A 24,949-nucleotide genomic window follows, 5' to 3' on the forward strand; every position below is an offset into this window, starting at 1 on the left:
ACTGAACAATACCAATAATCCATTGTTGTTTCCTAATATCTGTAATTTACTCTCCCTTTAATAATTTAGCATGATAAAATGGAAGGGATAAGAACCAATTTGAAGAGAAATTTATAGGACCAATTTGAAAAAGGATGAAAAAAATGATTTGGATACCAATTGATCGAACACGAGATATATCTTTAATTCGTCAAGTGTATGAACAAATTCGAACACGTATATTACATGGGGAACTTATAGCCGGGGAATGCCTTCCACCTACTCGAGAACTCGCAGCAAACTTAGGAATTTCGCGAAATGTGGTAGTAGAGGCTTATGATCAATTATTCGCAGAAGGATATATTGAAGGCCGTCAAGGTTCGGGTACATACGTTGCTGAAGGAACGTACTTGGATCCGCAAGAGAAACAAGATTCTCTCTCTTTTTTTGAAATTCAACATTTGGAAGAAAAGACCAATGATGTGATTGATTTTCGTTCCGGGCTTCCTGCTTTAGATATGTTTCCTAGAAATATATGGGGGCAAATCGCAAAACAAGTCTGTACAGACACTTCGAATTCCGTATTTGGATATGGTCAACCTGAAGGAAGAATTGAATTACGTCATATCCTGTCCCATTATTTAAAAAGACATAGAGGGGTGGATTGCCATCCAGATCAAATAGTTATTACCTCTGGAGCCACTCAAGCTTTATCTCTTTTAGCTAAATTATTACTTTCCCCCGGGGACGAAGTCATGATTGAAGATCCTATCACTCATGAAATCCAAACAATATTTACCTCTACAGGGGCATCGCTTTTTCCTATACCAGTGGACGAACAAGGGATGAAAACAGAACTGATTCCACTTAATAGAAAGCCTAGTTTCATTTTTGTCACCCCCTCCCATCAGTTTCCGCTTGGAGGGACGTTGCCTATTCAAAGAAGAATTCAGCTCATTCAATTCGCTAGAAAAGTAGATTGCTTTATTGTTGAAGATGATTATGACAGCGAATTCCGTTATCAAGGTGGTTCTATTAATTCACTCCAAGGGCTTGATCCGAATCGAGTCATATATATTGGAACATTTAGTAAAATATTATCACCAGCCCTTAGATTGGGATATATCATTCTACCTCCTGCCCTAACCAAACGATGTCAGGAATTAAAATGGTTCACCGATCTTCATACTCCTTCACTACAACAAATTAGCATTGCCCGTTTTATCGATGAAGGACATCTGGAAAGACATATTAGAAGAATGAGAAAAGTTTATAGAAATCGAAGAGATCATGCAAAAAAATGTTTAGTAAAAAAATTTGGTGATCATGTTCATATATCAGGAGATTCCACAGGACTTCATCTAATTGCAGAGTTCAAGAATACAAATTTCTCAGATGAAAAAATTCAACAATTATCAGAGACACATAAAGTTAAAATTTACCCCGTTGAACTTCATACAATTCAAAAAGGAACTCACAAAAATAAAATAATATTAGGCTATGGGAATTTAACAGCAAACGAAATTGAAGAAGGGGTCGATAGATTAAAAAAAGGAATTATATAAGATAATGGGTCTGTCAAATAAAGTTTTATCACAATTTAACGCAGGACAAAAAAGAAGCTTCCCACAAGTTCGCTCAACTTGTGGGAAGCCTCCGTTAAAATCCTCAATGTCTTTTTCCATATTAGGCTACTATACTTTTTACATTATGCCCCAGAGAAAATAATATTAATTGCTTTTTCCGCGCTTTCATCTGCTAAAAGTAGAATGTTATCGTTTAGTTCAATAATCGTATCACCACGTGGAATCACAACTTCATCTTCATTGCGCAAAATGGCAATGAAGACACATTTTGGGGGAATATCAATTTCTTTGATCGCTTTTGAAATAACACTGGATTCGGCCTGAACCGTAATTTTTGCAATCGATAAATTGCCCCGATTTAATTCCATCAATGTCGTGATATGATCCATATCTACTTCTTCCATGACAATTTGGGCAATAATCTCTGATTGGTTGATGGAAACGTCAACACCCATATCACGATTATAGAGCCACGCATTGCGTGGATTGTTGACGCGCGCCACTACACGGGGAATCCCAAATTCAAACTTAGCGATGGTAGAGGCAACAAGATTCACTTCATCACTGCCCGTCACTGCGACCATGACATCTGCTGATTGAATGCCTGCTGCTTCCAATGTATTGGGGTCTGTGCCGCTTCCAATAATGATGATATCTTCATAAAATTGGTTCCGTATTTTTTGGGCAGCAGATTCGTTATTTTCGATCATTTTAATATGGATATCGTTTTCCAACAATAGCTTTCCAATATGTGTACCTGCTTGACCTCCACCGATAATGATGACATTCATTGTTCTCCCCCCTATTCCAATCCCATCATGGCCTTTAACTTGCCTTTAGCCGTTGCATCCACTGCAATATAAAGATGATCCTGAGCATTCAAAACGGTACCAGCCACAGGGATAAATGCCTTATTCTCACGTTCTATTGTGACAACTTTTATTTCTCCTAAACTACTTATTTCACTTACGGGGTGTCCAATCAGCAACGCGGGAATTTCAATCCTGACTAATTCAACATTCCCATTTTCCGTGACCCAAACACTGTCCAGTTGGTCGTTGCTTAATAATTCCGTTATTCTTTGTACGCCCCACATAGTAGGTGAAATGGTTTGAATTCCAAAGCTTTGGTAAATATGTGCTTTCCTCGAGTCATATATACGAGCAACAACACGCGGAACATGATATTCATTTTTGGCAATACTTGCTATTAAAGCATTCGTTTCATCATTATCCGTACAGGAAACGACTGAATCAACCATTCTGATATCAGCTGATTCTAAAATTTCCTTATCAATTCCAAACCCTACAATGGTTTCCCCCCGAAAGGCACCGGGTAACTTCTTAAAAGCAACTTCATGCCGGTCGATAATCGTCACTTCATGTCCCTTGTTCACCAGATGAATAGCCAACAGGGCTCCTGTCTGACTGCATCCAATAATAATATCCTTCATTGCCTCCCCCACACTCCTTTTCTATGATTTCTTCCTTTTCACAGCCAAATGTCGTGAAAAAGCTTTGCGTATTTCTTCTATTATTAAAATGATTGGAGGAATTAAGAAAAAGAAGAACCAGCTTTTTACTCCAATTGGTGCTGTTCCAAATACATCTTGCATGAAAGGAACATACATCATTAATCCAAGAAAAAGAACTTGTATGATAATTCCAACGTTGATGGTTCGATTATTCCAAAGTCCCTTTTTAATAACAGATTGATTTTCGGTACGGCAGTTCATTACAGCTCCAATTTGGCTAAAAATGAGTCCGGAAAGGGTCATTGTCGTCGCAACCGTATAAATTTTGCTGCCCACAGGAGCAAAATTTGCTGCTGAATATCCATTGATATAGTTAACGAAGAAGAAGGAAGACATTGAGGCGATAGATGCCAGAATCCCATACCAACAGAAGGCCTTTAGGACAATTTTTTTATTCAATAAAGATTCATTTAAGTTTCTTGGCGGCTTGTTCATCGTTCCTTTTTCCGGCTCCTCAGAACCCAATCCCAATGCAGGAACTAAATCGGAACCGAGGTCGATTGACAAAATTTGCATGATTGTCAATGGCAAGGGTATGGCCCCTTTTGAAAATAGGAAGAACGCAGAAGGAACTGCTTCAGCCATATTACTATTTAAAATATAGAGCAGGAATTTTCGAATATTGTTATATACCGCTCGGCCTTGCTCAACTGCTTGGACAATCGAAGCAAAATTATCATCGGTTAAAATCATATCTGCCGCTTCCTTTGCAACATCCGTTCCTGAGATTCCCATGGCAATGCCAATGTCTGCTTTCTTAAGTGCCGGTGCATCATTGACGCCATCCCCAGTAACAGCTACAATTTCTCCAATTTGTTGTAAGAGATCAACTACCCGGTATTTTTGCTCTGGTGCCACACGGGCAAAAATAATTTCCTCCTTTAATGCTATCCGTAATTCATCGTCAGACATATTTTCCATTTCAATACCGGTAACCACACGGGGATGAACGCCTTGAACAACCCCTATGCGCTTTGCGATACTTTCTGCTGTTAGACCATAATCACCCGTAATCATCACAATACGAATCCCAGCCTTATGACAATTTGCAACGGCTTCAGCTACTTCCGGACGCGGTGGATCAGCCATCACTACTAACCCAATCAAAGTCATCTTTTGCTCGACATTCTCCTGTGTGTAAGAATTTAAGTTCCCTGAAATCTTGTTGTCTTCTTCGCCAATGTATCGAACAGCAACAGCCAAAACACGTAAACCGGACCGTGCATATCCATCATTAGCCTCCATCGTCTTTCTTTTCATTTCAGCCGTTAATGGGAAGACAGCACCGTTTATAAATACCGTTTCACATAAATCAACCATTTCTTTTGGGGCTCCCTTTGTATAGGCCACCCGATTTTTCCCGTTCACCGGCGTTGGTAATTGATGAATGGTTGTCATCCTTTTTCTTCTTGAATCAAAATGCAGTTCACGGACCCTTGGCTGTTCTTGCTGCAAATTTTCCACCATCAATCCTGCTTTTTCAGCAATAACCTCCAAACAAGCCTCCGTTGGGTCGCCCAAAACGGTATATGCAGGATTTTCTTCATTTGGCGGAACAACTCTTGCATTGCTGCAAAGGCTTGCCGCTGTTACTAGCAATTTTAGTGTCGGATTGGAATTTGCCGAAATACTCTCGCCATGATCCATGATTTTCCCTTCTGGGGCAAATCCAGTACCCGTGACTTCCAGTTCTCTGTCCGGAAGCCAGATTCTGTTGACAGTCATTTCATTTTGGGTTAACGTCCCAGTCTTGTCAGTACAAATAACAGACGTACAACCCAGTGTTTCAACCGAAGAGAGGTTCTTAACAAGGGCATTTTTCTTTGCCATCCGTTGTACACCCTTTGCCAATGAAAGGGTAACAGTTGGATATAAACCTTCCGGAATAAAAGCGACAATAATCCCCAAGGCAAAAATAAACGATTCCGAAACCGGATTTTTCACAAAGAAAATCGCCAATAAAAAGAAAGCCGTGCCAAATGCAGAGGCAATAATTGAGATTTGTTTCGTCAGACGATTCAATTCCTTTTGCAACGGGCTCATTTTATGAATAACATTTTGGGTCAAATGGGCGATTTCCCCAAATTCAGTATCCATACCCGTTTTGACAACAATCGCTTTTCCAGTACCGCTTGAGACCGTACTTCCCGTAAAAATCAAATTGGGAGTTTCAAAGCTTGTTATCCCCTCACGGTTGATTGGATCGGAAAATTTACGAACGGGATTTGACTCTCCCGTTAGCGCCGATTGATTGACCTGTAAATCACTTGCCATGACAAGCCGTCCATCAGCAGAAATTTTATCGCCTTCCTCCATTACTATTACATCTCCCGGCACAAGATCATCTGCGAGTATTTGCTTTTCTTGTCCATCGCGAATGACACGTGCATAGGAAGAGAGCATTCCTTTTAATGCTTGCGTAGCTTTACCTGCACGATATTCCTGTATAAAACTAAATACGCCATTAATAAGATTGACACACCAAACAGCAATTCCCAACTCAGGCATTTGCGCCAAAAATGCAATAGCGCCGCTAATCCATAAGAGAATCGCCATCATACTGGTAAAGCAGGCTAAAAATTGTAAGTAAAGAGGCTTTCCCTGATTTTCTTTTATGATGTTTTTCCCATACTTTTTCAGCCTTATTTGCGCTTCTTCCGTCGTCAGACCTTCTTCCTTCGTCTGTAATGTTTCAAAGACTTGACCTGGAACCAATTTAGATATCGTTTGCTCAAAGTTTTTTCTCTCATCCATTTTTAAGTCCCCCATGCTCAAACTTTTCTCGACATAAGTCCCAAGTTTTACGAAGAGGCTTGTATCCTTTGTATAATTAAATTATACCGCGATAAGAGAAGGAATTATTAGAACCCTTTGTTAACTTTGATTTGGCCATCTGATGTGAAAAGAAGAAGGATCTTCAAGGATTTATTGTTTTGCTTTAATAATGATAAGACGTATTGATAAGGGGATAGATATGCCGAAAAAGCCGAATAAAATATATTTTTGATTTAAGTAGAATCGGTAGTATTATGACAAAAAACAGGTAATGCTGCAAAAAATATTCCATTTAATACTGCTTATTTTTCATAACTCCGTCTACAACGGCAGGAAACCTCTATCTTTTCCATAATACACACTAAATAATAACAGGTCCTAAGTTTCGGAAAATCTACTAATATATAAAAAGATATTATTAACTAAAAATTTAACAATCAATATATAATGAAATCAGTTCTAAAGTACTATCTATTACTTCGAAATTTCACTTTTGAAAGCTAAAGAGCGTACCAGTGATTAAATATGGATTACTCTCCGAAACTTAATTCAACCTCATTGGTGAATATGTCAAGTTCAAAATATTTATGTCAATAAGTTTTTTCGTATAAAAAAGCGAAAGAACAAGGAGTGAATATGGTGTATCATAAAGTTCCGTTCAAAATTATTGTTTTAAACATCTTTTTAGTTTTCTTTCCAATTATTGTTGAGCAATATAATGAAAGTTCAACAGAATTTATCTGGTTTCTTCATTTGATCCCTATTTATTTTGCTATTTATTATTTGAGTTTATCAAGAGCTCTTGTATTTAGTATCCTTACAATTCTTTTACATTTCAGCTGGGAATTCGGGGAATCCATACATACTTCTGAAATTCAATACCATGATATTCAAATATTTATTTCTACAACAGTGATGAAGATTTTGGCAATTTTAGCGACTAATTTTCTCACAACTCAAATCAAACAAAAGCAGCATAACCTTGAAGAGGCAAATCAACAATTACAACTGCAAACAAAAGATTTGGAGTACTTTGCATACAATGATTATTTGACAGGATTGCCTAACCGCTATATGTTAAATAGACATCTTTCTACGGAAATAAATCAACGGAATGAACAGGAATTGGCAGTATTATCCTTGGATTTGGACCGGTTTAAAATGGTAAATGATACGAAAGGTCATGGAGCTGGAGATGAGCTGTTACAGCTAGTGTCTAAACTATTAAAACAACTTGTTAGACCAAGAGATATAGTATCGAGACAAGGTGGAGACGAATTTATCATTTTACTTAAAGGTTCAGGAAAGCGAGAATCTAAACAAATGGGGCAACAAATCCTCAATGAGTTTTCCAATCCATTTTTCTTAAGTGACGAAGAACTTTTCATAACGCCAAGCATAGGAATAAGCTTATATCCAAGAGACGGTGCAAAAGCCGATTCTTTAATAAAAAATGCCGACAAAGCCATGTATTTAGCTAAAGAAAAGGGCAAAAACAACTTTCAATTTTACACATCAAAGCTTGATAGCAGCCTCGAGCAAAAAATGGTTTTGGAGCAAGCTTTAAGAAAAGTGATTGAAAACAAAGAATTAGTTTTATATTATCAGCCACAAATTGAATTAATTACGGATGAAATTATAGGTGTGGAAGCTCTCCTTCGCTGGAATCATCCTGATATGGGATTGATCTCTCCATTGGAATTTATCCCTTTAGCAGAGGAAACTGGACTTATTATCCCAATTGGAAAATGGGTGATAGAAACGGCTTGTAAACAAACAAAAAAATGGCACGAAAAAGGTTTTACTTCCTTGCATACTTCTGTAAATGTTTCAGTTCGTCAATTTAACGACCCTTACTTTGTCAACTACATCATTGAGGTTTTATCAAAGACAGGCTTAGAACCTAAATATCTTACAATTGAAATAACAGAAAGTATAATGAATAACACTAAAAAATCGTTAAATATTATAAATCAATTGAAAGGAATAGGAATTAAAATATCGATTGATGATTTTGGGACAGGCTATTCTTCGCTAAGTGTCCTTAATGAACTTCCCATTGATTATCTAAAAATCGATCAGTCCTTTATAAAAGATCATGAAACAAATTCTAATAAAAATGCACTTGTAAAAGCAATTATTCAAATGGGACAAAATTTAAATTTTGAGCTTGTCGCTGAAGGTATTGAAAATGAGAAGCAAATTAATATCCTAAAAAATTATCAATGCGGATTTGGGCAAGGATATTTTTACAGTCCACCATTATCTGTAAACAAGGTGGAAAGGCTATTTCAAGAAATGCATTTAAAGACCAATGAAAATATAATATTTAGGGTTCCTTAACATGTGAAGGAGCCCTTGATTACTTATTGAAAAAGACAAAAAAGAAAATAAGACGATTGAGCAGCTGAAAGAAGAAGAAATTCCGAAGTTTAGATAAAGAAGGGCCTTTTCTGTTTTTAAAAACAGCTATGGAGCATGATTACTTTTCTAGCGAGTGAAAGCTATTTTTTACCTAGAGAGAAAATAGCTTTCACAAATTCCAATGGAGAAAAAGAATGACCAAATACAAAAATGGCAGGGATCCTCCACTTACGCTTTTGGTTACTTTAATATTCTCCTTTGATTACAAAAAACGAGCCCCGAATTGTTCCTGCTAGTTTAGACTTCTGCCTAGCAAACTTAAACTTTCCTTCTAACTCCTTTGGTATTTCCATCCCCTCAGAAAGCTTAAAACCAACAGCCCGCTTCTTAGGGTCATCAACCGTATACATGACGTTGACCTCAAGACCATCCTCATAAAAGACGTAGGCCATCTTGATATTTTCCACTTGAAAACGCGACGTTTCTAAAGGCTTGGCTGCAAACTCAATATCACGTTCTTCTTGCAAAATTCGGTTCACATAATCAAGGGTCTCGCAGGATTCACTAGCTGGTATGACAGTAAATTCATGCTTATATTTATTCATAAAGTAACGGGCTTCATTAGCACGTAAACCAGCAAGCGCTTCGGCTACAGGTGAAGACTCTAAACCAACCGTAGACACATTTTTAAAATCAACAATATAAGACATTTCCATTCCCCCCTTTTATCTCTTTATTTCCCAACAACTGGAATCCATATTTCACCAAAAGCTAAGCCGTTCCGCTGCCCCATCTCAACTGTTGCATTTGGCCCACCAACATAGGCAAAATTCTTCGCTTCCGGAAGGACCTGACCAAAGGCAAGGCCAGTAAGCTTATTCTTTAATTCTTCAGCTGTTTTCCCTTCCCCTTGAACAACTAGATATTCCCCCTTAGGAAATTGGATAACTCTGGCTTCTTCCGGTGCCTCTGCTTCTGTCATGACGCCGGCATAATGCATCATCTTGTTATTCACCGCTTCGTTCACGGCAAATACGTAATCATTTGTGGCCATGGCTTTTAAAGTGGCAAGCCTTCCATCTTTGCTGATATTCTGCCAAAAGTCTGACTTTTCCTTGTTTATGCCTACAAAATCTGTGTAATCGCTCTTAAGCTCAGTTCCAATACCTATTACGGTAAAGCTGTCCTTTTCTTCTAAGGTATAATCTGCCATATTCAAAACCTTCCTTTTTTTTAAAATGAATCAAATGATTTGCCTTTTTCACTTGATGAGTCTATGATAGCCTTAAATCATGTCAAAAAATGATACTGTTTAGGAGTCCCAATGAAAAAAGTTGAACGGATTAATGTTATGATGCGGTATATCAACAACCGCGCCCACTTTACGATCTCTGAAATCATGCGAGAATTTAACATCTCTCGTTCGACAGCTATTAGAGATATCAGAGAAATTGAGGCCATGGGAATGCCACTTGTCGCTGAAGTTGGAAGAGATGGGGGCTATTCTGTTATGCGCAACTCTGTTCTACCCGTTGTTAGATTTACCGATAATGAGGTCAAAGCTCTTTTTATTGCCTTTATGGCTACAAGAAATCAACAGCTCCCCTATCTAAAGAGTCGTCAGTCTCTTGCTGAAAAATTACTAGGCCTCATCTCAGAAAACCAGCAAGATGATCTTTTTCTTTTAAATCAAATCTTGCTTTTTGAAGGGACCAATCCCTATAATCCTGACCTACTTGATCTTTCAGACCTCCCCCATCCCATGTTAGAAAAACTGATTCAAATCCTTCTTTTGGATAGCTATTTATTTATTACCGTCCAAGAAGAGAAGGTAGTAAAGTCTTATCCAATTTATCTCTTGCACCTTTATCGTGAAAAAAGTCTTTGGCTGATTGAAGGCTTTGACTTAAAGGAAGAAAAAAAACAGATTTTTCCTGTCGATCAGCTCACCAATGTCAAACCCTACCCGACAGAAAAAAGATTAAGTAAAAAAAAGATTTTAGAATTAATAAATAAGCAGGAAGAAGTAATCAACCTTGTCCTTGAGCTAGGCCCAAAAGCAATTGCCCAGTTCAAAAAATACCATCCTTTAAAGATTACAATTTCCTATACGAATCCTTACCAAACCAAAGCCATTCTAAAGACTTTTATCAATGTTAATAATCCCAAAGAATTGACCGAAATAACAAACTGGCTACTTTTCCTAGGTAAGGATATCAAAGTCAAGGAAATGCCAAAAGAAGTATTAGAGGGTTTGCAAGAGAGATTATGCTTATACTGTCCATAAGCAATGGCCAGTTAAAACCTAAATAATTTTGAGCTTGGCCAGGGGTAGTACCAGTAAAGCTGTCACTAGCCCTATACAATATATATTGTGCAATACAAAAACTTGTTATAACAGTAAAATAAGCATACCAATAGCTCAGTAATAGATTCTAAAATCAAGGATAATGAATAAGCTATTCAAAATGCTGATGATACAATTCAAAATTAACAAAGCAATTTTGCGAGTTTTTATTTTATGAAAGGACACATCTACAGAAGGGCTGTTCTTGGAAGAAGAAAAAGTGCAAATGGGTTCTAAGTGGCTTGTTGATATTAAACATAAGATAGGTAAACCCCGAGGCATTAAAAAAATAACCAGTCTTTATAAAAAATAAAGCAAATTTCGTCATTTTTTTCAATCAAATTTAGGAAAATTCCTTTATTTTTAAAGGATGTTTGGATTTTCAATCAAACGTTTGATTAAATTAGGGTCAACTAGAATTCCGTCGAATCTTTGAAATGAAATAGCTTCTCCATAAAGTGAAACTTCCATCAGTGGGGGTTTTCGACGTACAGGACGTGAAGTGTGCAGACGTTGCGATTGACGTCGCGCTTTTAGTCTGCCATTCATCCCCCACTGATGGTTAGTCACGCAAAGCCTGATTGATTTTTCTAAGGGCTGAAGCCCAAAGAAAAATCTTATTTCACTTATCACGCTCATAACGCCACATCCTGTGGCTTCGCCTGACTAGGACCTTAATCCCTCGTCGGACCTTTACGGACAGTTGATCTCCCACTTATCTTCTTCGTATTCTCTGAATCTTGAAGTGGGAGTCAAAATGTCCGTTAAGAGTGGGATAAAAACAAAAAGAGGCCCCCATTAATTATGAAGAACCTCTTTATTAAAATGGATTTATTTTCCCATTAGGGCGTTATCACATCATGCCGCCCATTAAATATAGCCAATCGGTGACCACTCACCGTTTTATGATGCTGGATCTATTTTTCTATTATAATTATGACTAGGATTTTTCAAATAATTCCCTGTTCAATCATTGCATTAGCTACTTTTACGAATCCAGCTATGTTAGCACCCACAACAAGATTCCCTGGAACCTCATATTCTTCTGATGCTTTCATACTCTTTCTATAAATATCATTCATGATTTCTTGTAATTTCAAATCCACTTCTTCTTGTGTCCAAGCCAGTCTTGCACTATTTTGTGCCATTTCTAACGCGGAGACTGCAACACCGCCTGCATTTGCTGCTTTGGCAGGAGCAAATAAAACAGAATGATCCATAAAAGTATCGATTGCTTCTTGAGTAGAAGGCATATTTGCACCTTCACCGACTGCCTTAACCCCATTTGAAACTAACATTTCTGCTGCTTCCTTATTTATCTCATTTTGTGTTGCACAAGGTAATGCAATATCACACGGTATTGCCCAGATGCCTAAACACCCTTCCTGATAAACAGCACCAGGATGATCTTTGACATATTCAGAAATTCTTTTATTCTCTATTTCTTTTATTCGTTTAACCGTATCTAGGTTAATTCCATTTGAATCATAAACATAGCCGTTTGAATCGCTGCATGAGACCACTTTTGCACCAAACTGCACCGCTTTTTCCATTGCATAAATCGATACATTTCCTGATCCTGATACCACAACTGTACTTCCTTTAAAGCTTAGTCCCTGACTTTTGAGCATTTCTTCTACAAAGTATACCAATCCATATCCTGTCGCTTCTTTCCGTCCTAAGCTTCCTCCGTAACCAATGCCTTTACCAGTGAGTACACCTGCTTCGTAAGCATTTTTTAATTTTTTATATTGCCCGAACAGATAACCAATCTCTCTAGCCCCTACTCCTATATCCCCAGCGGGAACATCGGTATCCGGCCCGATATGCCTGCTAAGCTCTGTCATAAAGCTCTGACAAAAGCGCATAATTTCTAAATCAGATTTACCTTTTGGATCAAAATCAGAACCGCCCTTTCCACCGCCTATTGGCTGCCCTGTTAATGAGTTTTTAAAGGTTTGCTCAAACCCTAGAAATTTAATAATGCTTGCGTTAACAGAAGGATGAAATCTTAGTCCCCCCTTATAAGGTCCAATTGCACTATTGAATTGCACACGATAGCCACGATTCACTTTTACATTCCCTTTATCATCCACCCATGAAACTCGAAAGGTAATCAATCGCTCTGGTTCGATCATTCTTTCTAAAATTGCATGTTTGATATATATTGGATTTTTCACAAGGACAGGTACTAAAGAATCAAGTACTTCTTTAACTGCCTGCAGGAATTCCCATTCATTTGGATTACGCATTCGAACACTTTCAAATAATCGATTTACGTAATCTTTCACGATTTGCGTTTGATTCTCTTCTACTCTTTCCAGCATTTTCATTATATTCAGCTCCTAAAGTATATTAAAATTTGAATTTTTTTATTTTCATAAATGCGTTTTCATTTTATAATTTTATTATTCATAGTTTCAATATTCATTTCCGATGAGATTCATGCATGAAACGCATTAAAGTGGAGTGATAAAAAATGGAGACGAGGCAAATTCAGTATTTCCTGGAAGTTGCAAAAAGAGAGCATGTTACAGAGGCAGCAGATTGCTTGCATGTTGCCCAATCTTCCGTCAGCAGACAAATTTTCAATTTAGAGAACGAATTAGGTGTAGAACTTTTTATACGTGAGGGAAGAGGCGTAAGGTTAACCCCTCTAGGCAAAATTTTTTTTGAACGAATGAAACAAGTGTGGAATATGATGGAGGATGCCAAGCGAGAAGTAGAAGAATATTTAAATCCGGAAAAAGGCACGGTTCGAATTGCATTCCCTATTAGCATGGCGGCGCATACATTGCCTTCCATCATTTATGCTTTTCGCACTCGGTTCCCAGATGCTAAATTTCAAATGAGCAATGCACTTTATTATGATTTAATCGATGGTGTTGTAAATGGTGAATTTAATTTGGCGATGATCGCACCCATGCCCAATCTGGAAAAAGAGAAAAAAATTAAAGGAGCAATCCTTTTCACAGAAAATATAGTTGCCCTCATCTCTGTTCGTCATCCATTAGCTGATCGGAAATCCATTAGGTTAAGAGACTTAAAAGATGACCCCTTCTGTGTCCTGCCTGAAGGATTCATATTTCGCGAACAAGTTGTTCAAGCATGTAATGATGTAGGTTTTTCGCCACAAATCGCCTTCGAAGGGAAAGATATTGATGCATTAAAAGGGTTAGTCTCTGCAGGCTTAGGTGTAGCATTGATGCCAGAGATGACATTGGTTGATAACACACCACGTTCCACCGTCATGATTCCAATACCTGACGCAAGTCTCACACGCACTGTCGGCGTCATCTACCCGACCGAACGTAAACTGCTCCCAACCGAAGTATTGTTTTATGATTTCCTGCTTACAACTTATGAAAGATTAAATGAGTTTAGAAACTAAAAATCGCAAAAGAAAGAGGACGATTCTTTACTACATCTTTGGACTCAACAGAACCGCCCTCAAGACCTTCTCTTAAAAATGCACCTTGAAAGAATCCAAGTGCATTTTTTTATGTTTTGATAATGAGGACAAACACTTAATCAATGGCCACCTTTAAACGATATTATAACCAAAAGCCATGACAAGCTTATCCATTTCCTTTAATTTTACAACGATACCAATCGGAACTAGCTTAGTAGGGTTGCGATTCTCGGTTTGTACCTCTTCCTTTTATGATTCCACTTTTTGAATCGTCTTTTGTTCACTACTGCCTATCAATGTGAGTGCTATAATAATAAATAAAATTTTACCATGCAAATAAAGTGAACCCTACTGGTTTTATAAATAAATTCAGAAAAGACAGACGAATATCCGCTTTATATTTTTCAATAATTAAAAAAGGACGGATCTCCTCCCCATCCATCAACTGGATAAGAAAGTAAACCGTCCGCAGCTTTGTATGTACTATCTTAAAAATCGTAAGACTTCTTCTAGATTAGAAGTGATTACAAAGGGTTTTCTCATTGCCTTTTTTATATTTGCATTCCCATTATCAGAGATCACTAAAAAAATGGGATCCTGAGTAATGGTTACAACACCTTGTTTTTCATTCCATTCAGCAAGAGTAAACACGAAGGTCGATGATACTTTTCCTGTCGCAAAAAGGTCATCCTCAACTTTTGTAAATGCATCTTCATCTACCGCTAAGTCATGAGAATGGCTCCACTTATTAGATACTGTTACAACACCGTAATTTTTTTGTTCGACCTTATAAGCATTCTTTTCAATATACCTTGTAAGCAACAAACTAATCCCCAAGGACACTAATAATAAAATGAAACTATTTACCGCATCTGAATACTTTTCAATAATCAAAAATGAAATAATACCGAATAAAAACATGATGACCGTTAGACCAATAATATTTCTGAAAATCCTAATCACTCTATTTTCATCCCCTCTAGTATAAAAGCAATCCTTGTCACACGAGAAGCTCACTCTAGATATTTATAGTATCTTATGATTACTAACATATTGCTGTAGAGCATCAAATATCTCAGTCTCTTCCTTCTTTGTTAAAACATAATAAGATGGGATATGTACCGTTTTTTTATCTTTACATTTAAGAGCAAACCCATATGATTTTAGTCCTAAAAATCCAGTAGGTACTTCACCAAGCAATTCAACTTTAGTGATATTTTTACGATTTATTTCCATATTCTTAACAATGATTTTATTGGTATCATAAGAGAACATGATTGGATTCTTAAATAATACATAAACCATCAGTAAAAACAATTTTCCAAAAAAGAAAAAGCCAAAAAGAGATAAAAAAATATATAATACTCTCCGTGGAATGCCATCATCTGAGAATAAACCTGCAAAAAAAAGTAATATCCCTACAATAACCAAGCATATAAATGCTAATAAACGGCCAAGCACAAAGATTTTTCGATACTTTATTGCCTTCATAATTTGCCTCTTATGGATGATATCAAATTTGCGATAAGACTCTTCCAATTTGATTCATTTATGGTTTGTATGAGCAATTTTGCGCTTTGGCTCTTATCCAGATTTGTATTATGAACAATCCAGGTTCTTTCATCACTAATTAAAAGTAAATAAACCTCTATAAAGGCAGGTAATGTATTCTCCTCCATTTTCTGTGAATTCCCAAAAGATTTAGATTATTATTCATTCACTATTATTTACCACTTGTGTCTAAGTTCGTCAAATTTGTCCAAACAGCGAAACGAATTTTTAGAGGTTCTTTATTCCTGTATATCAATATTGAACCTAGTGCATTTATAGGTGCAAAGGAGTGTGTTCATTGTTTTTATGAGGAGATTGAAGGTTTTAATATTTTTCATTGTCTTTATATCGTAAAGTTGTTCATTTATTTCTGGGCCCTTTTTTACTATTTTGATTTTTTATTTAAGGCAAAAAAAAGACAACATTCTTGGGATTTAAGAAAGTCATCTTCGCTTTAAATTTAGTTATATATTTGTCTAGGATATTTATACCGAGACGCCCAATCGGCCCTGCTAGAAGATAGTGAGGACAGATATTTGATGGCTTCATGCTGATATTCTTCCCGAAAAAATCTTGATCGGGACTGAGTTCTTTCCAGGACTCGTATTCGACCATTTATTTGCTACTTCCTTCCTGCCATTCGTTTATCTTGTTGCGACTGTCACGCTTCATTTGTATGGCAATACGAGTGTGTAGCTCCTAAAAAGAGATATACCAAGGCTTTTGAGGAAAGTCTACCTTGTCAAGTAAGTTGGTTCTTGGCTAAGTTAATATTGTTAGTTCAATCTATATGTCCAAGATAAGACACCTTTTTTCCAAAGATGTCTTATTTATTGAGCAAAAAGAGAACCAGCATTATTTCTATAGATATCGGAGACCGAGGTAATTTACTGGTCTATTTATTGATTTTTTAATAAGGTTTTGTAGTTACATAGAAAATCTCTATAATTGTAACTCAGTGAAGCAAAACAAGTACTCGTATAATAGTTAATCCAGAGATATTAATAATTATATTAAAGCTTTACCGTTTCTCAAGAGAGAATGGTTAAATTACATCATACCGCCCGTAAGTTGGATTGTGTAATATCTTTAACGTTGTGTGAAAAAGAGAGGCTGAAATAATATGCTCATACATAATTGGTTTCATCCGTTTTAAAAGCTATGCTTCCTTTGTTTTGGAGAAATTCCGAATTAACTTAATAAGCATATATCAAGAATCCCATCAACAGAATCAGCTTTCATTTTACTTTAAGTTTTTAACTCCTGTTTCTAATATTTCCATTTGCAGCAGTGTCTGTTCGTCTGTAATGGTTTTATCTTTACCATTTATGATTGTCTCATATAAATCATCATATACTCTACCATAATCACCATTTACGGATTTCACTTTTTCTTCGTGGATTGTACCTTCTTCATCAATATAGGTCAGTACACCATAATGTTTTATTGTATCTATACCAAAATCTTTGTTATCAGGCATGTAAAATAACTTTAAATGTTCTTCCTGACGATCTTTGGTTTCTTTCACAAAGCATCCCTTTTTTCCATGAACGATGAAGCTAGGTCTTTCCTTAAGTCTAAAATAACTGGATTTTACAGATACTTTTAGCGTTCCATAATATAAATCTAAATCAAAATAATCATTCATTCTTCCTTGCCCTAATAATTGCCTTACATCATAATGTATATGATCCGGCTTGCCAAAATAGCTGATAACCTGATCCAGTGTATGACAGCCATGTCCATATAAAAATGAAAAAGCAGGATCAAAAGAATGAACGGACTCCGGTACTTCGGGACGATAATAGTCATAATGCATTTCCACTTCCAGCAAGTCCCCTATTTTCCCTTCTTCAATGACCTTTTGAACTGTTAAAAAATCACTATCAAAACGTCTGTTTTGATACGTCTGAACAATTAATTCTTTCTCTCTTGCCAATGCAAATATTTCTTTTGCCTGTTCTGAGGTTTCCATAAAAGGCTTTTCAACCAAACAGTTTTTATTATGTTCTAATACTAATTTTGCGTATTCATAATGACTGTCATGTCTTGTGCAAATCACAATGAGTTGAATGCTCTTGTCATTTAATAGTTCATCTAAATCAGAAGTATAATTTACTCCTGCAATCCTATTCCAACTTTCATGCTCAGGATTTCTTTGATAAATTGTTTTTACCTTTATATTCTCTCTTTGCAGTACGAACGGCAGATGATATCTGTTAGTGCTTTTCCCATTTCCAATATAACCAATAGTTAGCATAGCGGCCCCCTAAAATATATTTAATAGCTTCTGGTAATACTACTCAACCTCTGTTTCTTGCGATTGTTTGGATTTAAAAAACTATCCCCAAATAGCAATATTCCTGCAATAAGTATATATGGAAAAAATAAATTTTTCTATTATTTAACCTCGATTACTTAGCATTACAAATGATCTGGTTATCTTTCATATTTCATATACTTCCCCATACAGGCTTTAAAATTACTTTTATAATAGAAGAAAAAGATTCCTACCCCCATTAACCTGCCACTTCATATTATAAGGTCACCGGATAAATTACCTTATAATACGAACTGATTAAGTTTTAGCATATATATATAAAACACCTCCTTAAATGATCAGTTTATCATTCCAGGAGGTGCTTCTCTATTTGTATGCACTGTTTGAATACAGGCTTGCATTCAAACCTAGGTAAGAGTCTTTATTTATTACATTAAATGTATTAAGTGGAATACGATACCAACTACGAACAATCCAAGAATCATCACAATTGGAGAAACTTTCTTCTTAAGCAACCACATGCAAAGAAGTGTTAATAGCAATCCAGCTAAACCAGGAATTAAGCTATCCAAGTTGCCTTGTAAAGTAGTTACTTTAACATTGCTCAATGAAAGACCACCGGCTTGCTGTTCCAGCGCAGTTTTAATCCCTTGTACTCCAGAAGGTAATTTATCCCAATCAATATAAGCACCTTTGTCAAGTTTAACTTCAGATACAATTGGCGAGAATTTTACAGAAACCCAACGGTTAACTAATGAACCGAGGATGAACATCCCCAGGATTGATGCACCTTTAGTAATGCTTTGAAGTAATCCGCCAGATAAGTCCTCCGTAATTCTAGAACCAGCTTTGTAACCAAATTCTTGCGTATACCACATGAATCCCATACGAATAAGATTCCATAGAACGAAGTAAAGAATTGGTCCAAGTATGTTACCAGTCATAGCAAGAGAAGCCGCTAATGCACCAAGGATTGGCTTAACCGTGAACCAGAAAACTGGATCCCCGATACCTGCCAATGGCCCCATCATCCCAACTTTAACCCCTTGAATGGCTACATCGTCAACTGGCGCACCATTTGCGCGTTCTTCTTCAAGTGCTAAAGTTACACCAATAATAGGTGAAGCTACATATGGGTGAGTATTAAAGAACTCTAAGTGACGTTTTAGTGCAGCAGAACGATCTTCTTTCGTTTTATATAATCTTTTGATAGCGGGAATCATTGTATATGCCCAACCACCATTTTGCATACGTTCATAGTTCCATGAACCTTGAATGAAAGTTGAACGCCACCAAACAGAAATACGATCTTTTCTTGATAATTTCAATCCTTGTTCCATTTTTATGTCCCTCCTTCTTAGTAATTATCAATAATGGTGCCTAGAGGATCTCCAGTATTACCGTTTCCACCATTACCTGAACCGCCTGATTTAGAAAGTGCTAAGTAGATAAGTGCAAGAGCGACACCGATAGCTCCAAGACCGATAAGTGTGATTTGTGAAACAGTTGCTAATACGAAACCAATCGCGAAGAATGGCCATACTTCTTTTGTAGCCATCATGTTAATAACCATTGCATAACCAACGGCTACAACCATTCCCCCACCGATTGCTAAACCGTCTGTCAACCAAAGTGGCATAGCTTCAAGCAAGCCTCTAACCGGACCTGCACCAACAGCTACAATTAATACAGCTGGGATTGCAATACGTAAACCTTGCATACAGATAGCAGCGATGTGCCATGCTTCAACTTTTCTAATATTTCCTTCAACTGCTGCAGCATCCATAAAGTGTACGAATGCTGTTGCAATTGTACGACAGATGATTGTCAATAATAAACCTGCAACTGCAAGCGGTACAGCGATCGCGATTGCAGATGAGACACCAGATTGACCTTGTCCACTTAAAACTAAAATAATTGCAGATGCAACTGATGCTAACGCAGCATCCGGTGCTACGGCAGCCCCAATGTTCGCCCAACCTAAAGCGATCATTTGTAGGGTACCACCTAAGATAAGACACGGTACTAATGTTCCTGTAACTAAGCCAATTAACGTACAAGCAATAATTGGTTGGTGGAAGTGGAATTCATCCAAAATCCCTTCCATCCCAGCTAAAAATGCTACGATAAAGACTAATATAATTTGAATAACATTCAAATCCATGATTAATCCTCCCTTTTCTCCTGATAACCAGGGTTATTTTTGTTTGTTTAGCTCATCTTGAGCTTTCCTAATAATTTCGTTCATATCGCCTTTTGAATCGTTCGGTACTTTACGTACATCGAAGTTCAAACCAAGTTTTTTCAACTTATTGAAAGTATCGATATCATCTTGGTTAAAGGCCAACACTTTATTCGGTTGAACTTTACCAGGTGAGTGTGCCATAGAACCAACGTTGATTGTCTTCAATGGAACGCCACCTTCAACTGCCCTAAGAGCGTCTTGTGGGTTTTCAAAAAGAAGTAATGCGCGTTGGCCGCCGAAGTGTTGATCATCCTTGGCAAGCTCAATCATTTTATTGACAGGAACAACGTGTGCCTTTACTCCTGGAGGAGCAGCTTGTTGGATCAATTTCTTACGGAGATCATCCTTAGCTACTGCATCAGATACAACAATAATGCGTGTTGGCTGTGTAGTTTTTGTCCAAGCGGTCGCTACTTGTCCATGAAGCAAACGAGAGTCGATACGTGCTAATACGTATTCAAACTTACCAGGGGCACCTGCATTTAATGGTTTAGCAGCAGCTGCAGCAGCGGTTACAACTGGTTCCAATTCTTCAGGTTTTACTTTAACCCCTTCTTTTGCTGTGCTCAAAATATGCGCAGCAATTTCATGAGCTGTGTTCATTGAGAAGCGGGATGCAAAAGCTTCAATCAACATTGGTAAGTTCATACCAGCAACGATTGCCCATTTATCTTTGTGTTCTTCAACTAAGCTGTTAGCTTGATTGAATGGAGTTCCACCCCAAAGATCTACTAAGAATAGTACTTCGTCTTGGTCTTCGAAAGAGGCAATTGCTTCTTTCATTTTTGCCTTTACATTTTCAGGTCCTTCGCTTGGCATCAATGTAACAGCTTTTACATTTTCTTGCTCTCCAAAGATCATCGCTCCAGATTGCAAGATACCGCTGGCAAATTCACCGTGACTAGCAATGATAATTCCTACCATCTTTTTACCTCCTATACATTATTGTTACAGCTAAATAAAAAATGAGAAAATCCACCAACTTATTTCAGCTGTATTTTTTTCGGCTCATTTAAGCGATTACAGTTTCGACAAAAACAACAAAAAAAGCATGAGCAAAAAGTCGATTAAATGAAGATATAGGAATAGAATTCCCATTTTTCTTCATTTCAATCAATACTTTTCACTCATGCCTGATCGAATCAGTAACACGTAAAAAATAATGGCTATCAAATTTAATTTTAGTTTGCAAACGCTATAAATATAGTGTTAAATAAACAGCTTCTGCATCAAATATATTCTTCTTATCTGCATCACTTTAATGAGCTTCCTTAAGTGATTATAGCACACCGAATGTTCTTCTTTCAAGAGGGAATTTTTTCTGGTGCCGCCATCTTCTCACCACAGTTTATCAGTTAACAATTTGGGATCCATCAAAAAAAAAGACAAGTTCCAACCTGTCTTTTATGTAAAACAATTATTTTTTAGATTTTCTCTTCAAGCTGCGTTTGATAACATCAAAGAAACTTAATGATTGGACCATATGATTCGGATCAACGTATTCACGAATTGCTCGCAAAACTTTTTTTGGCTCTTTTGAAGAAAATGTATACATCCCATTACGTTTAGTTTGAATAGTATAGCGTGGGATCCATTTTCCCTTGAACATGATAGAAGCGATCACGTGATCAACTTCATCCCAAGGAATTTGAATAAACTTACGAGCATCACGATCATTGTAGAATTCAAATCCTTTATCTCCGATCATGATTCTACCATATTCAGGAAGCCCCATGTGTGAGGTTGCATCAATAACTAAATCGACTTTTGTATTGATTGATTGGACCATTTGATGTACTCCATTTCTTTTTTTAAATAATTATTATTATACGCGATTTTTCACTTTAAGCAAAAAATACTTGGGACAAGTTGGAGCATTACCTTTAAAATTATAATAGATTGATCAAGTATTCACAATATTAGGTATAGTGCAAAATCCTTATCATTATTATATTCAGTAAATGGCATTCACTCTTTTTACCAGTGATTTTTAAAATATTGTTTATATCGGTTATATACTTAGTTTGTTCAACACTATGTGCACTATGGTAAGATTGCTTTTTCTCTTTTCATTTCCCACAACATTTCTTAAATTTCTCCCCGCTTCCACATGGGCAAAGATCGTTTCTGCCAATCTTTTGACGGGTTTGGAGACTAATGATCTCTCCTTTTTTATTGGGCATAACCAGTAATGCCTTATTCTCCTGTGCAAATAACTCTTCTGATGTATATCCCTTTAAATACCATTCCCTCGTATTATTCATAAGAAGAACAACAGCACAGAGTTCACCACTAACAACTTCGGAAGCCACGGCAACTCCTTACTAGTCATCTCTTTCATTTCATATATATTTTTTTCTATTGTAGCATGCATGTACTTAAGTTAAACACATGAAACTGGGCTAACTACTCTAAAAGAAACTTTCTTATTACTCCAACTTTACTTTAACAGATAAAAAAGAGGCTTCTCATAAGTTTGCTTAACTTATGAGAAGCCTCCGTTAGATACCTCTATGTTAACAAAATATTAGAAATTCACTCTCATCCTACTCAAAAGCCCATTCATATCAAGGCTTTAAGGGCGTTATTACATCATTCCGCCCATTCCACCCATACCGCCCATATCAGGCATTGCAGGTGCAGCAGGTTCTGGTTTATCAGCAACAACAGCTTCAGTTGTTAAGAACATAGCAGCTACAGATGCAGCGTTTTGAAGAGCTGAACGAGTTACTTTAGTTGGGTCAACGATACCAGCTTCGATCATGTTTACCCATTCGCCAGTAGCAGCATTAAATCCTGTGCCGACAGCTTCACGTTTTAAGCGGTCAACAATAACGGATCCTTCAAGACCAGCATTGTGAGCGATAGTGCGAACAGGTTCTTCAATCGCACGTAATACGATGTTAATACCAGTAGCTTCGTCACCTTCAGCTACAAGAGAAGCAACTTTACCGTATACGTTTAGAAGTGCAACTCCACCACCGGATACGATCCCTTCTTCAACAGCCGCACGAGTTGAGTTCAATGCGTCTTCGATACGAAGTTTGCGTTCTTTTAATTCTGTTTCAGTTGCAGCACCTACTTTGATAACCGCAACACCGCCAGCTAATTTAGCAAGACGTTCTTGTAATTTTTCACGATCAAATTCAGAAGTCGTTTCATCTAATTGAATGCGGATTTGGTTTACACGGCCTTGGATAGCCTCTGATTCACCAGCACCTTCTACGATTGTTGTATTTTCTTTTGTCACAACAACTTTAGCAGCGCGTCCTAATGAAGAAATCGTTGCAGACTTAAGTTCACGTCCTAGTTCTTCAGTGATGACTTCCCCGCCAGTTAAGATAGCGATATCTTCAAGCATAGCTTTACGGCGATCCCCGAATCCAGGAGCTTTAACAGCTACTGCATTGAATGTTCCGCGAAGTTTGTTTAATACTAAAGTGGAAAGAGCCTCCCCTTCAACATCTTCGGCAACAAGTAATAATGGCTTACCTTGTTGTACAACTTGTTCAAGAACAGGAAGTACTTCTTGGATATTGGAGATTTTCTTATCAGTAATTAAGATGTATGGATTTTCAAGAACAGCTTCCATTTTGTTTGTATCAGTTACCATGTAAGCTGAAGTGTATCCACGATCAAATTGCATACCTTCTACTACATCAAGTTCAGTTGTGAATCCTTTTGATTCTTCAATTGTGATAACACCATCGTTACCAACGCGCTCCATTGCTTCAGCAATAAGTTGGCCTACTTCTTCATCAGCAGCAGAAATGGCTGCAACTTGAGCGATAGAAGCTTTGCCTTCGATTGGTTTAGAGATTGCCTTTAATTCTTCAACAGCGGTTACCACTGCTTTTTCAATACCTTTACGGATACCCATTGGGTTAGCACCAGCAGTAACGTTTTTAAGACCCTCACGAATCATCGCTTGTGCAAGAACGGTAGCAGTCGTTGTACCATCTCCAGCTACATCGTTTGTTTTGCTTGCAACTTCAGCAACAAGCTTTGCACCCATGTTTTCAAATGCATCTTCTAATTCGATTTCTTTTGCAATGGTAACACCATCATTTGTAATTAATGGAGAACCAAATTTTTTCTCAAGAACCACATTGCGTCCTTTAGGTCCAAGAGTAACTTTAACCGCATCAGCAAGCGCGTCTACACCACGAAGCATAGAACGGCGAGCTTCTTCACTAAATTTAATTTCTTTAGCCATTATTAAAAAACCTCCTATAAATTTGATTTATATCTGTTGAACGTTCGTATAATTAGCCGATTATAGCAAGGATGTCATTTTCGCGTAGAATTAAATATTCTTTACCGTCGTATTTCACTTCTGTTCCAGAGTATTTTGAGAAGATAATTCTGTCATCAACAGAAACTTCAAGTGCAACACGTTCACCGTTTTCTAGAACTCTTCCAGATCCAACAGCAACGACGATACCTTCTTGAGGCTTCTCCTTCGCTGTATCTGGTAAAACAATACCGCTTGCAGTTTTTTCTTCTGTTTCAACAAGCTCAATGACAATACGATCACCTAGTGGCTTTAACAAGTGAAACAACCTCCTCAAATAATATGTAAATTTTATTATTAGCACTCTCTTCGATTGAGTGCTAACACATTTATTATATTAAAGAATCTGAAAAAAATTTGCAAGTAAAAAGCCATATTTTTTTCAAATTTACTTATGATCTTAAACACTTACAAGTATGTACTGCATTTGCTTATTTATCCAGCATTTTGGAAAAAGCAAACAGAAATTTAATCATTCTGAAATATAGTTTAAAATGTCTTCCATTTGAAACAAAGGGCAATTTATTAGTAGAATGAGAATAAAGTGAAATTCGATGCTGCTCATATTTTACTAACAACTG

Annotated in this window: 21 protein-coding genes; 4 read left to right on the forward strand and 17 right to left on the reverse strand. The window is 37.0% G+C overall.

Annotation, left to right across the window (positions count from 1 at the left end):
* Positions 1-143: 143 nt before the first annotated feature.
* Positions 144-1,544 carry a MocR-like pyridoxine biosynthesis transcription factor PdxR gene (pdxR, locus tag ACE38V_RS16830; protein ID WP_375843017.1) on the forward strand — a complete coding sequence of 467 codons (1,401 nt, stop codon included), beginning with the start codon at positions 144-146 and terminating at the stop codon, positions 1,542-1,544.
* 143 nt (positions 1,545-1,687) lie between these two features.
* On the opposite strand, the gene ACE38V_RS16835 is transcribed toward pdxR, so the two are convergent.
* From ACE38V_RS16835 to ACE38V_RS16845, 3 genes are read right to left on the reverse strand one after another with little or no spacing between them, the layout of a single operon-like run.
* On the reverse strand, positions 1,688-2,356 hold the full coding sequence (locus tag ACE38V_RS16835) for a potassium channel family protein (RefSeq protein ID WP_375843019.1): 669 nt from the start codon (positions 2,354-2,356) through the stop codon (positions 1,688-1,690).
* Positions 2,357-2,367: 11 nt separating this feature from the next.
* Entirely contained in the window at positions 2,368-3,018 is a 651-nt protein-coding gene (locus ACE38V_RS16840; protein ID WP_375843021.1) for a potassium channel family protein, read from the reverse strand.
* Positions 3,019-3,039: 21 nt separating this feature from the next.
* Complete coding sequence (locus tag ACE38V_RS16845; RefSeq protein WP_375843023.1) at positions 3,040-5,853, reverse strand: cation-translocating P-type ATPase; 2,814 nt, start codon at positions 5,851-5,853, stop codon at positions 3,040-3,042.
* Between the two features lie 660 nt (positions 5,854-6,513).
* On the opposite strand from ACE38V_RS16845, the gene ACE38V_RS16850 reads away from it, so the two are divergent.
* Positions 6,514-8,217: a putative bifunctional diguanylate cyclase/phosphodiesterase gene (locus tag ACE38V_RS16850; RefSeq protein ID WP_375843025.1), complete on the forward strand. Its 1,704-nt coding sequence runs from the start codon at positions 6,514-6,516 to the stop codon at positions 8,215-8,217.
* Between the two features lie 266 nt (positions 8,218-8,483).
* On the opposite strand, the gene ACE38V_RS16855 is transcribed toward ACE38V_RS16850, so the two are convergent.
* The gene (locus tag ACE38V_RS16855) at positions 8,484-8,948 is read right to left on the reverse strand and encodes a phage tail protein (protein WP_375843027.1); all 465 of its coding nucleotides are present in this window, start codon (positions 8,946-8,948) and stop codon (positions 8,484-8,486) included.
* Between the two features lie 23 nt (positions 8,949-8,971).
* Positions 8,972-9,451, reverse strand: a complete 480-nt coding sequence (locus ACE38V_RS16860; protein ID WP_375843029.1) for a GyrI-like domain-containing protein — start codon at positions 9,449-9,451, stop codon at positions 8,972-8,974.
* A 111-nt stretch (positions 9,452-9,562) separates the two neighbouring features.
* Here ACE38V_RS16860 and ACE38V_RS16865 point away from each other — a divergent pair, with 111 nt between their 5' ends.
* Positions 9,563-10,525: a helix-turn-helix transcriptional regulator gene (locus tag ACE38V_RS16865; RefSeq protein ID WP_375843030.1), complete on the forward strand. Its 963-nt coding sequence runs from the start codon at positions 9,563-9,565 to the stop codon at positions 10,523-10,525.
* Positions 10,526-10,948: 423 nt separating this feature from the next.
* On the opposite strand, the gene ACE38V_RS16870 is transcribed toward ACE38V_RS16865, so the two are convergent.
* Positions 10,949-11,224 carry a hypothetical protein gene (locus ACE38V_RS16870; protein WP_375843032.1) on the reverse strand — a complete coding sequence of 92 codons (276 nt, stop codon included), beginning with the start codon at positions 11,222-11,224 and terminating at the stop codon, positions 10,949-10,951.
* 311 nt (positions 11,225-11,535) lie between these two features.
* Positions 11,536-12,918 (reverse strand): NADP-specific glutamate dehydrogenase, encoded by a 1,383-nt coding sequence (gene gdhA, locus ACE38V_RS16875; protein ID WP_375843034.1) that lies wholly within the window; start codon positions 12,916-12,918, stop codon positions 11,536-11,538.
* 146 nt (positions 12,919-13,064) lie between these two features.
* Between gdhA and gltC the strand changes: the two genes are divergently transcribed.
* Positions 13,065-13,976, forward strand: coding sequence for a glutamate biosynthesis transcriptional regulator GltC (gltC, locus tag ACE38V_RS16880; RefSeq protein WP_375843036.1), 912 nt, complete (start codon positions 13,065-13,067; stop codon positions 13,974-13,976).
* Between the two features lie 504 nt (positions 13,977-14,480).
* On the opposite strand, the gene ACE38V_RS16885 is transcribed toward gltC, so the two are convergent.
* The 10 genes from ACE38V_RS16885 to groES all read right to left on the reverse strand — a co-directional run bounded on the left by ACE38V_RS16885 (position 14,481) and on the right by groES (position 24,627).
* Positions 14,481-14,960 carry a hypothetical protein gene (locus ACE38V_RS16885; protein ID WP_375843037.1) on the reverse strand — a complete coding sequence of 160 codons (480 nt, stop codon included), beginning with the start codon at positions 14,958-14,960 and terminating at the stop codon, positions 14,481-14,483.
* Positions 14,961-15,023: 63 nt separating this feature from the next.
* Positions 15,024-15,488 carry a DUF5381 family protein gene (locus tag ACE38V_RS16890; protein ID WP_375843039.1) on the reverse strand — a complete coding sequence of 155 codons (465 nt, stop codon included), beginning with the start codon at positions 15,486-15,488 and terminating at the stop codon, positions 15,024-15,026.
* Between the two features lie 1,303 nt (positions 15,489-16,791).
* Positions 16,792-17,808, reverse strand: a complete 1,017-nt coding sequence (locus tag ACE38V_RS16895) for an oxidoreductase (protein ID WP_375843041.1) — start codon at positions 17,806-17,808, stop codon at positions 16,792-16,794.
* Positions 17,809-18,257: 449 nt separating this feature from the next.
* Positions 18,258-19,169 (reverse strand): PTS system mannose/fructose/sorbose family transporter subunit IID, encoded by a 912-nt coding sequence (locus ACE38V_RS16900; protein ID WP_375843043.1) that lies wholly within the window; start codon positions 19,167-19,169, stop codon positions 18,258-18,260.
* Between the two features lie 17 nt (positions 19,170-19,186).
* Positions 19,187-19,987 (reverse strand): PTS mannose/fructose/sorbose transporter subunit IIC, encoded by an 801-nt coding sequence (locus ACE38V_RS16905; protein WP_375843076.1) that lies wholly within the window; start codon positions 19,985-19,987, stop codon positions 19,187-19,189.
* Positions 19,988-20,026: 39 nt separating this feature from the next.
* Positions 20,027-20,998, reverse strand: coding sequence for a mannose/fructose/sorbose PTS transporter subunit IIA (locus ACE38V_RS16910; protein WP_375843045.1), 972 nt, complete (start codon positions 20,996-20,998; stop codon positions 20,027-20,029).
* A 493-nt stretch (positions 20,999-21,491) separates the two neighbouring features.
* A complete protein-coding gene (locus tag ACE38V_RS16915) occupies positions 21,492-21,863 on the reverse strand; it encodes a DUF956 family protein (RefSeq protein ID WP_375843047.1) in 372 nt (123 codons plus the stop codon).
* Positions 21,864-22,143: 280 nt separating this feature from the next.
* The gene (locus tag ACE38V_RS16920) at positions 22,144-22,386 is read right to left on the reverse strand and encodes an SEC-C metal-binding domain-containing protein (RefSeq protein WP_375843049.1); all 243 of its coding nucleotides are present in this window, start codon (positions 22,384-22,386) and stop codon (positions 22,144-22,146) included.
* Between the two features lie 275 nt (positions 22,387-22,661).
* Entirely contained in the window at positions 22,662-24,290 is a 1,629-nt protein-coding gene (gene groL, locus ACE38V_RS16925; RefSeq protein ID WP_375843051.1) for a chaperonin GroEL, read from the reverse strand.
* Positions 24,291-24,342: 52 nt separating this feature from the next.
* Positions 24,343-24,627 carry a co-chaperone GroES gene (gene groES / locus ACE38V_RS16930; protein ID WP_375843053.1) on the reverse strand — a complete coding sequence of 95 codons (285 nt, stop codon included), beginning with the start codon at positions 24,625-24,627 and terminating at the stop codon, positions 24,343-24,345.
* Positions 24,628-24,949: the final 322 nt, after the last annotated feature.

The organism is Cytobacillus sp. Hz8 (genome assembly GCF_042263505.1).
Taxonomy (GTDB): domain Bacteria; phylum Bacillota; class Bacilli; order Bacillales; family Cytobacillaceae; genus Bacillus_BE.

What these genes read in the sequence shown, in the direction of transcription:
- ACE38V_RS16900 (WP_375843043.1), bottom strand. Translation starts at nt 19,169, where the DNA reads ATGGAACAAGGATTGAAATTATCAAGAAAAGATCGTATTTCTGTTTGG.
- ACE38V_RS16835 (WP_375843019.1), bottom strand. Translation starts at nt 2,356, where the DNA reads ATGAATGTCATCATTATCGGTGGAGGTCAAGCAGGTACACATATTGGA.
- ACE38V_RS16860 (WP_375843029.1), bottom strand. Translation starts at nt 9,451, where the DNA reads ATGGCAGATTATACCTTAGAAGAAAAGGACAGCTTTACCGTAATAGGT.
- pdxR (WP_375843017.1), top strand. Translation starts at nt 144, where the DNA reads ATGATTTGGATACCAATTGATCGAACACGAGATATATCTTTAATTCGT.
- ACE38V_RS16915 (WP_375843047.1), bottom strand. Translation starts at nt 21,863, where the DNA reads ATGGTCCAATCAATCAATACAAAAGTCGATTTAGTTATTGATGCAACC.
- gdhA (WP_375843034.1), bottom strand. Translation starts at nt 12,918, where the DNA reads ATGAAAATGCTGGAAAGAGTAGAAGAGAATCAAACGCAAATCGTGAAA.
- ACE38V_RS16895 (WP_375843041.1), bottom strand. Translation starts at nt 17,808, where the DNA reads ATGCTAACTATTGGTTATATTGGAAATGGGAAAAGCACTAACAGATAT.
- gltC (WP_375843036.1), top strand. Translation starts at nt 13,065, where the DNA reads ATGGAGACGAGGCAAATTCAGTATTTCCTGGAAGTTGCAAAAAGAGAG.
- ACE38V_RS16890 (WP_375843039.1), bottom strand. Translation starts at nt 15,488, where the DNA reads ATGAAGGCAATAAAGTATCGAAAAATCTTTGTGCTTGGCCGTTTATTA.
- ACE38V_RS16845 (WP_375843023.1), bottom strand. Translation starts at nt 5,853, where the DNA reads ATGGATGAGAGAAAAAACTTTGAGCAAACGATATCTAAATTGGTTCCA.
- ACE38V_RS16865 (WP_375843030.1), top strand. Translation starts at nt 9,563, where the DNA reads ATGAAAAAAGTTGAACGGATTAATGTTATGATGCGGTATATCAACAAC.
- ACE38V_RS16840 (WP_375843021.1), bottom strand. Translation starts at nt 3,018, where the DNA reads ATGAAGGATATTATTATTGGATGCAGTCAGACAGGAGCCCTGTTGGCT.
- ACE38V_RS16855 (WP_375843027.1), bottom strand. Translation starts at nt 8,948, where the DNA reads ATGTCTTATATTGTTGATTTTAAAAATGTGTCTACGGTTGGTTTAGAG.
- ACE38V_RS16910 (WP_375843045.1), bottom strand. Translation starts at nt 20,998, where the DNA reads ATGGTAGGAATTATCATTGCTAGTCACGGTGAATTTGCCAGCGGTATC.
- ACE38V_RS16870 (WP_375843032.1), bottom strand. Translation starts at nt 11,224, where the DNA reads ATGAGCGTGATAAGTGAAATAAGATTTTTCTTTGGGCTTCAGCCCTTA.
- groL (WP_375843051.1), bottom strand. Translation starts at nt 24,290, where the DNA reads ATGGCTAAAGAAATTAAATTTAGTGAAGAAGCTCGCCGTTCTATGCTT.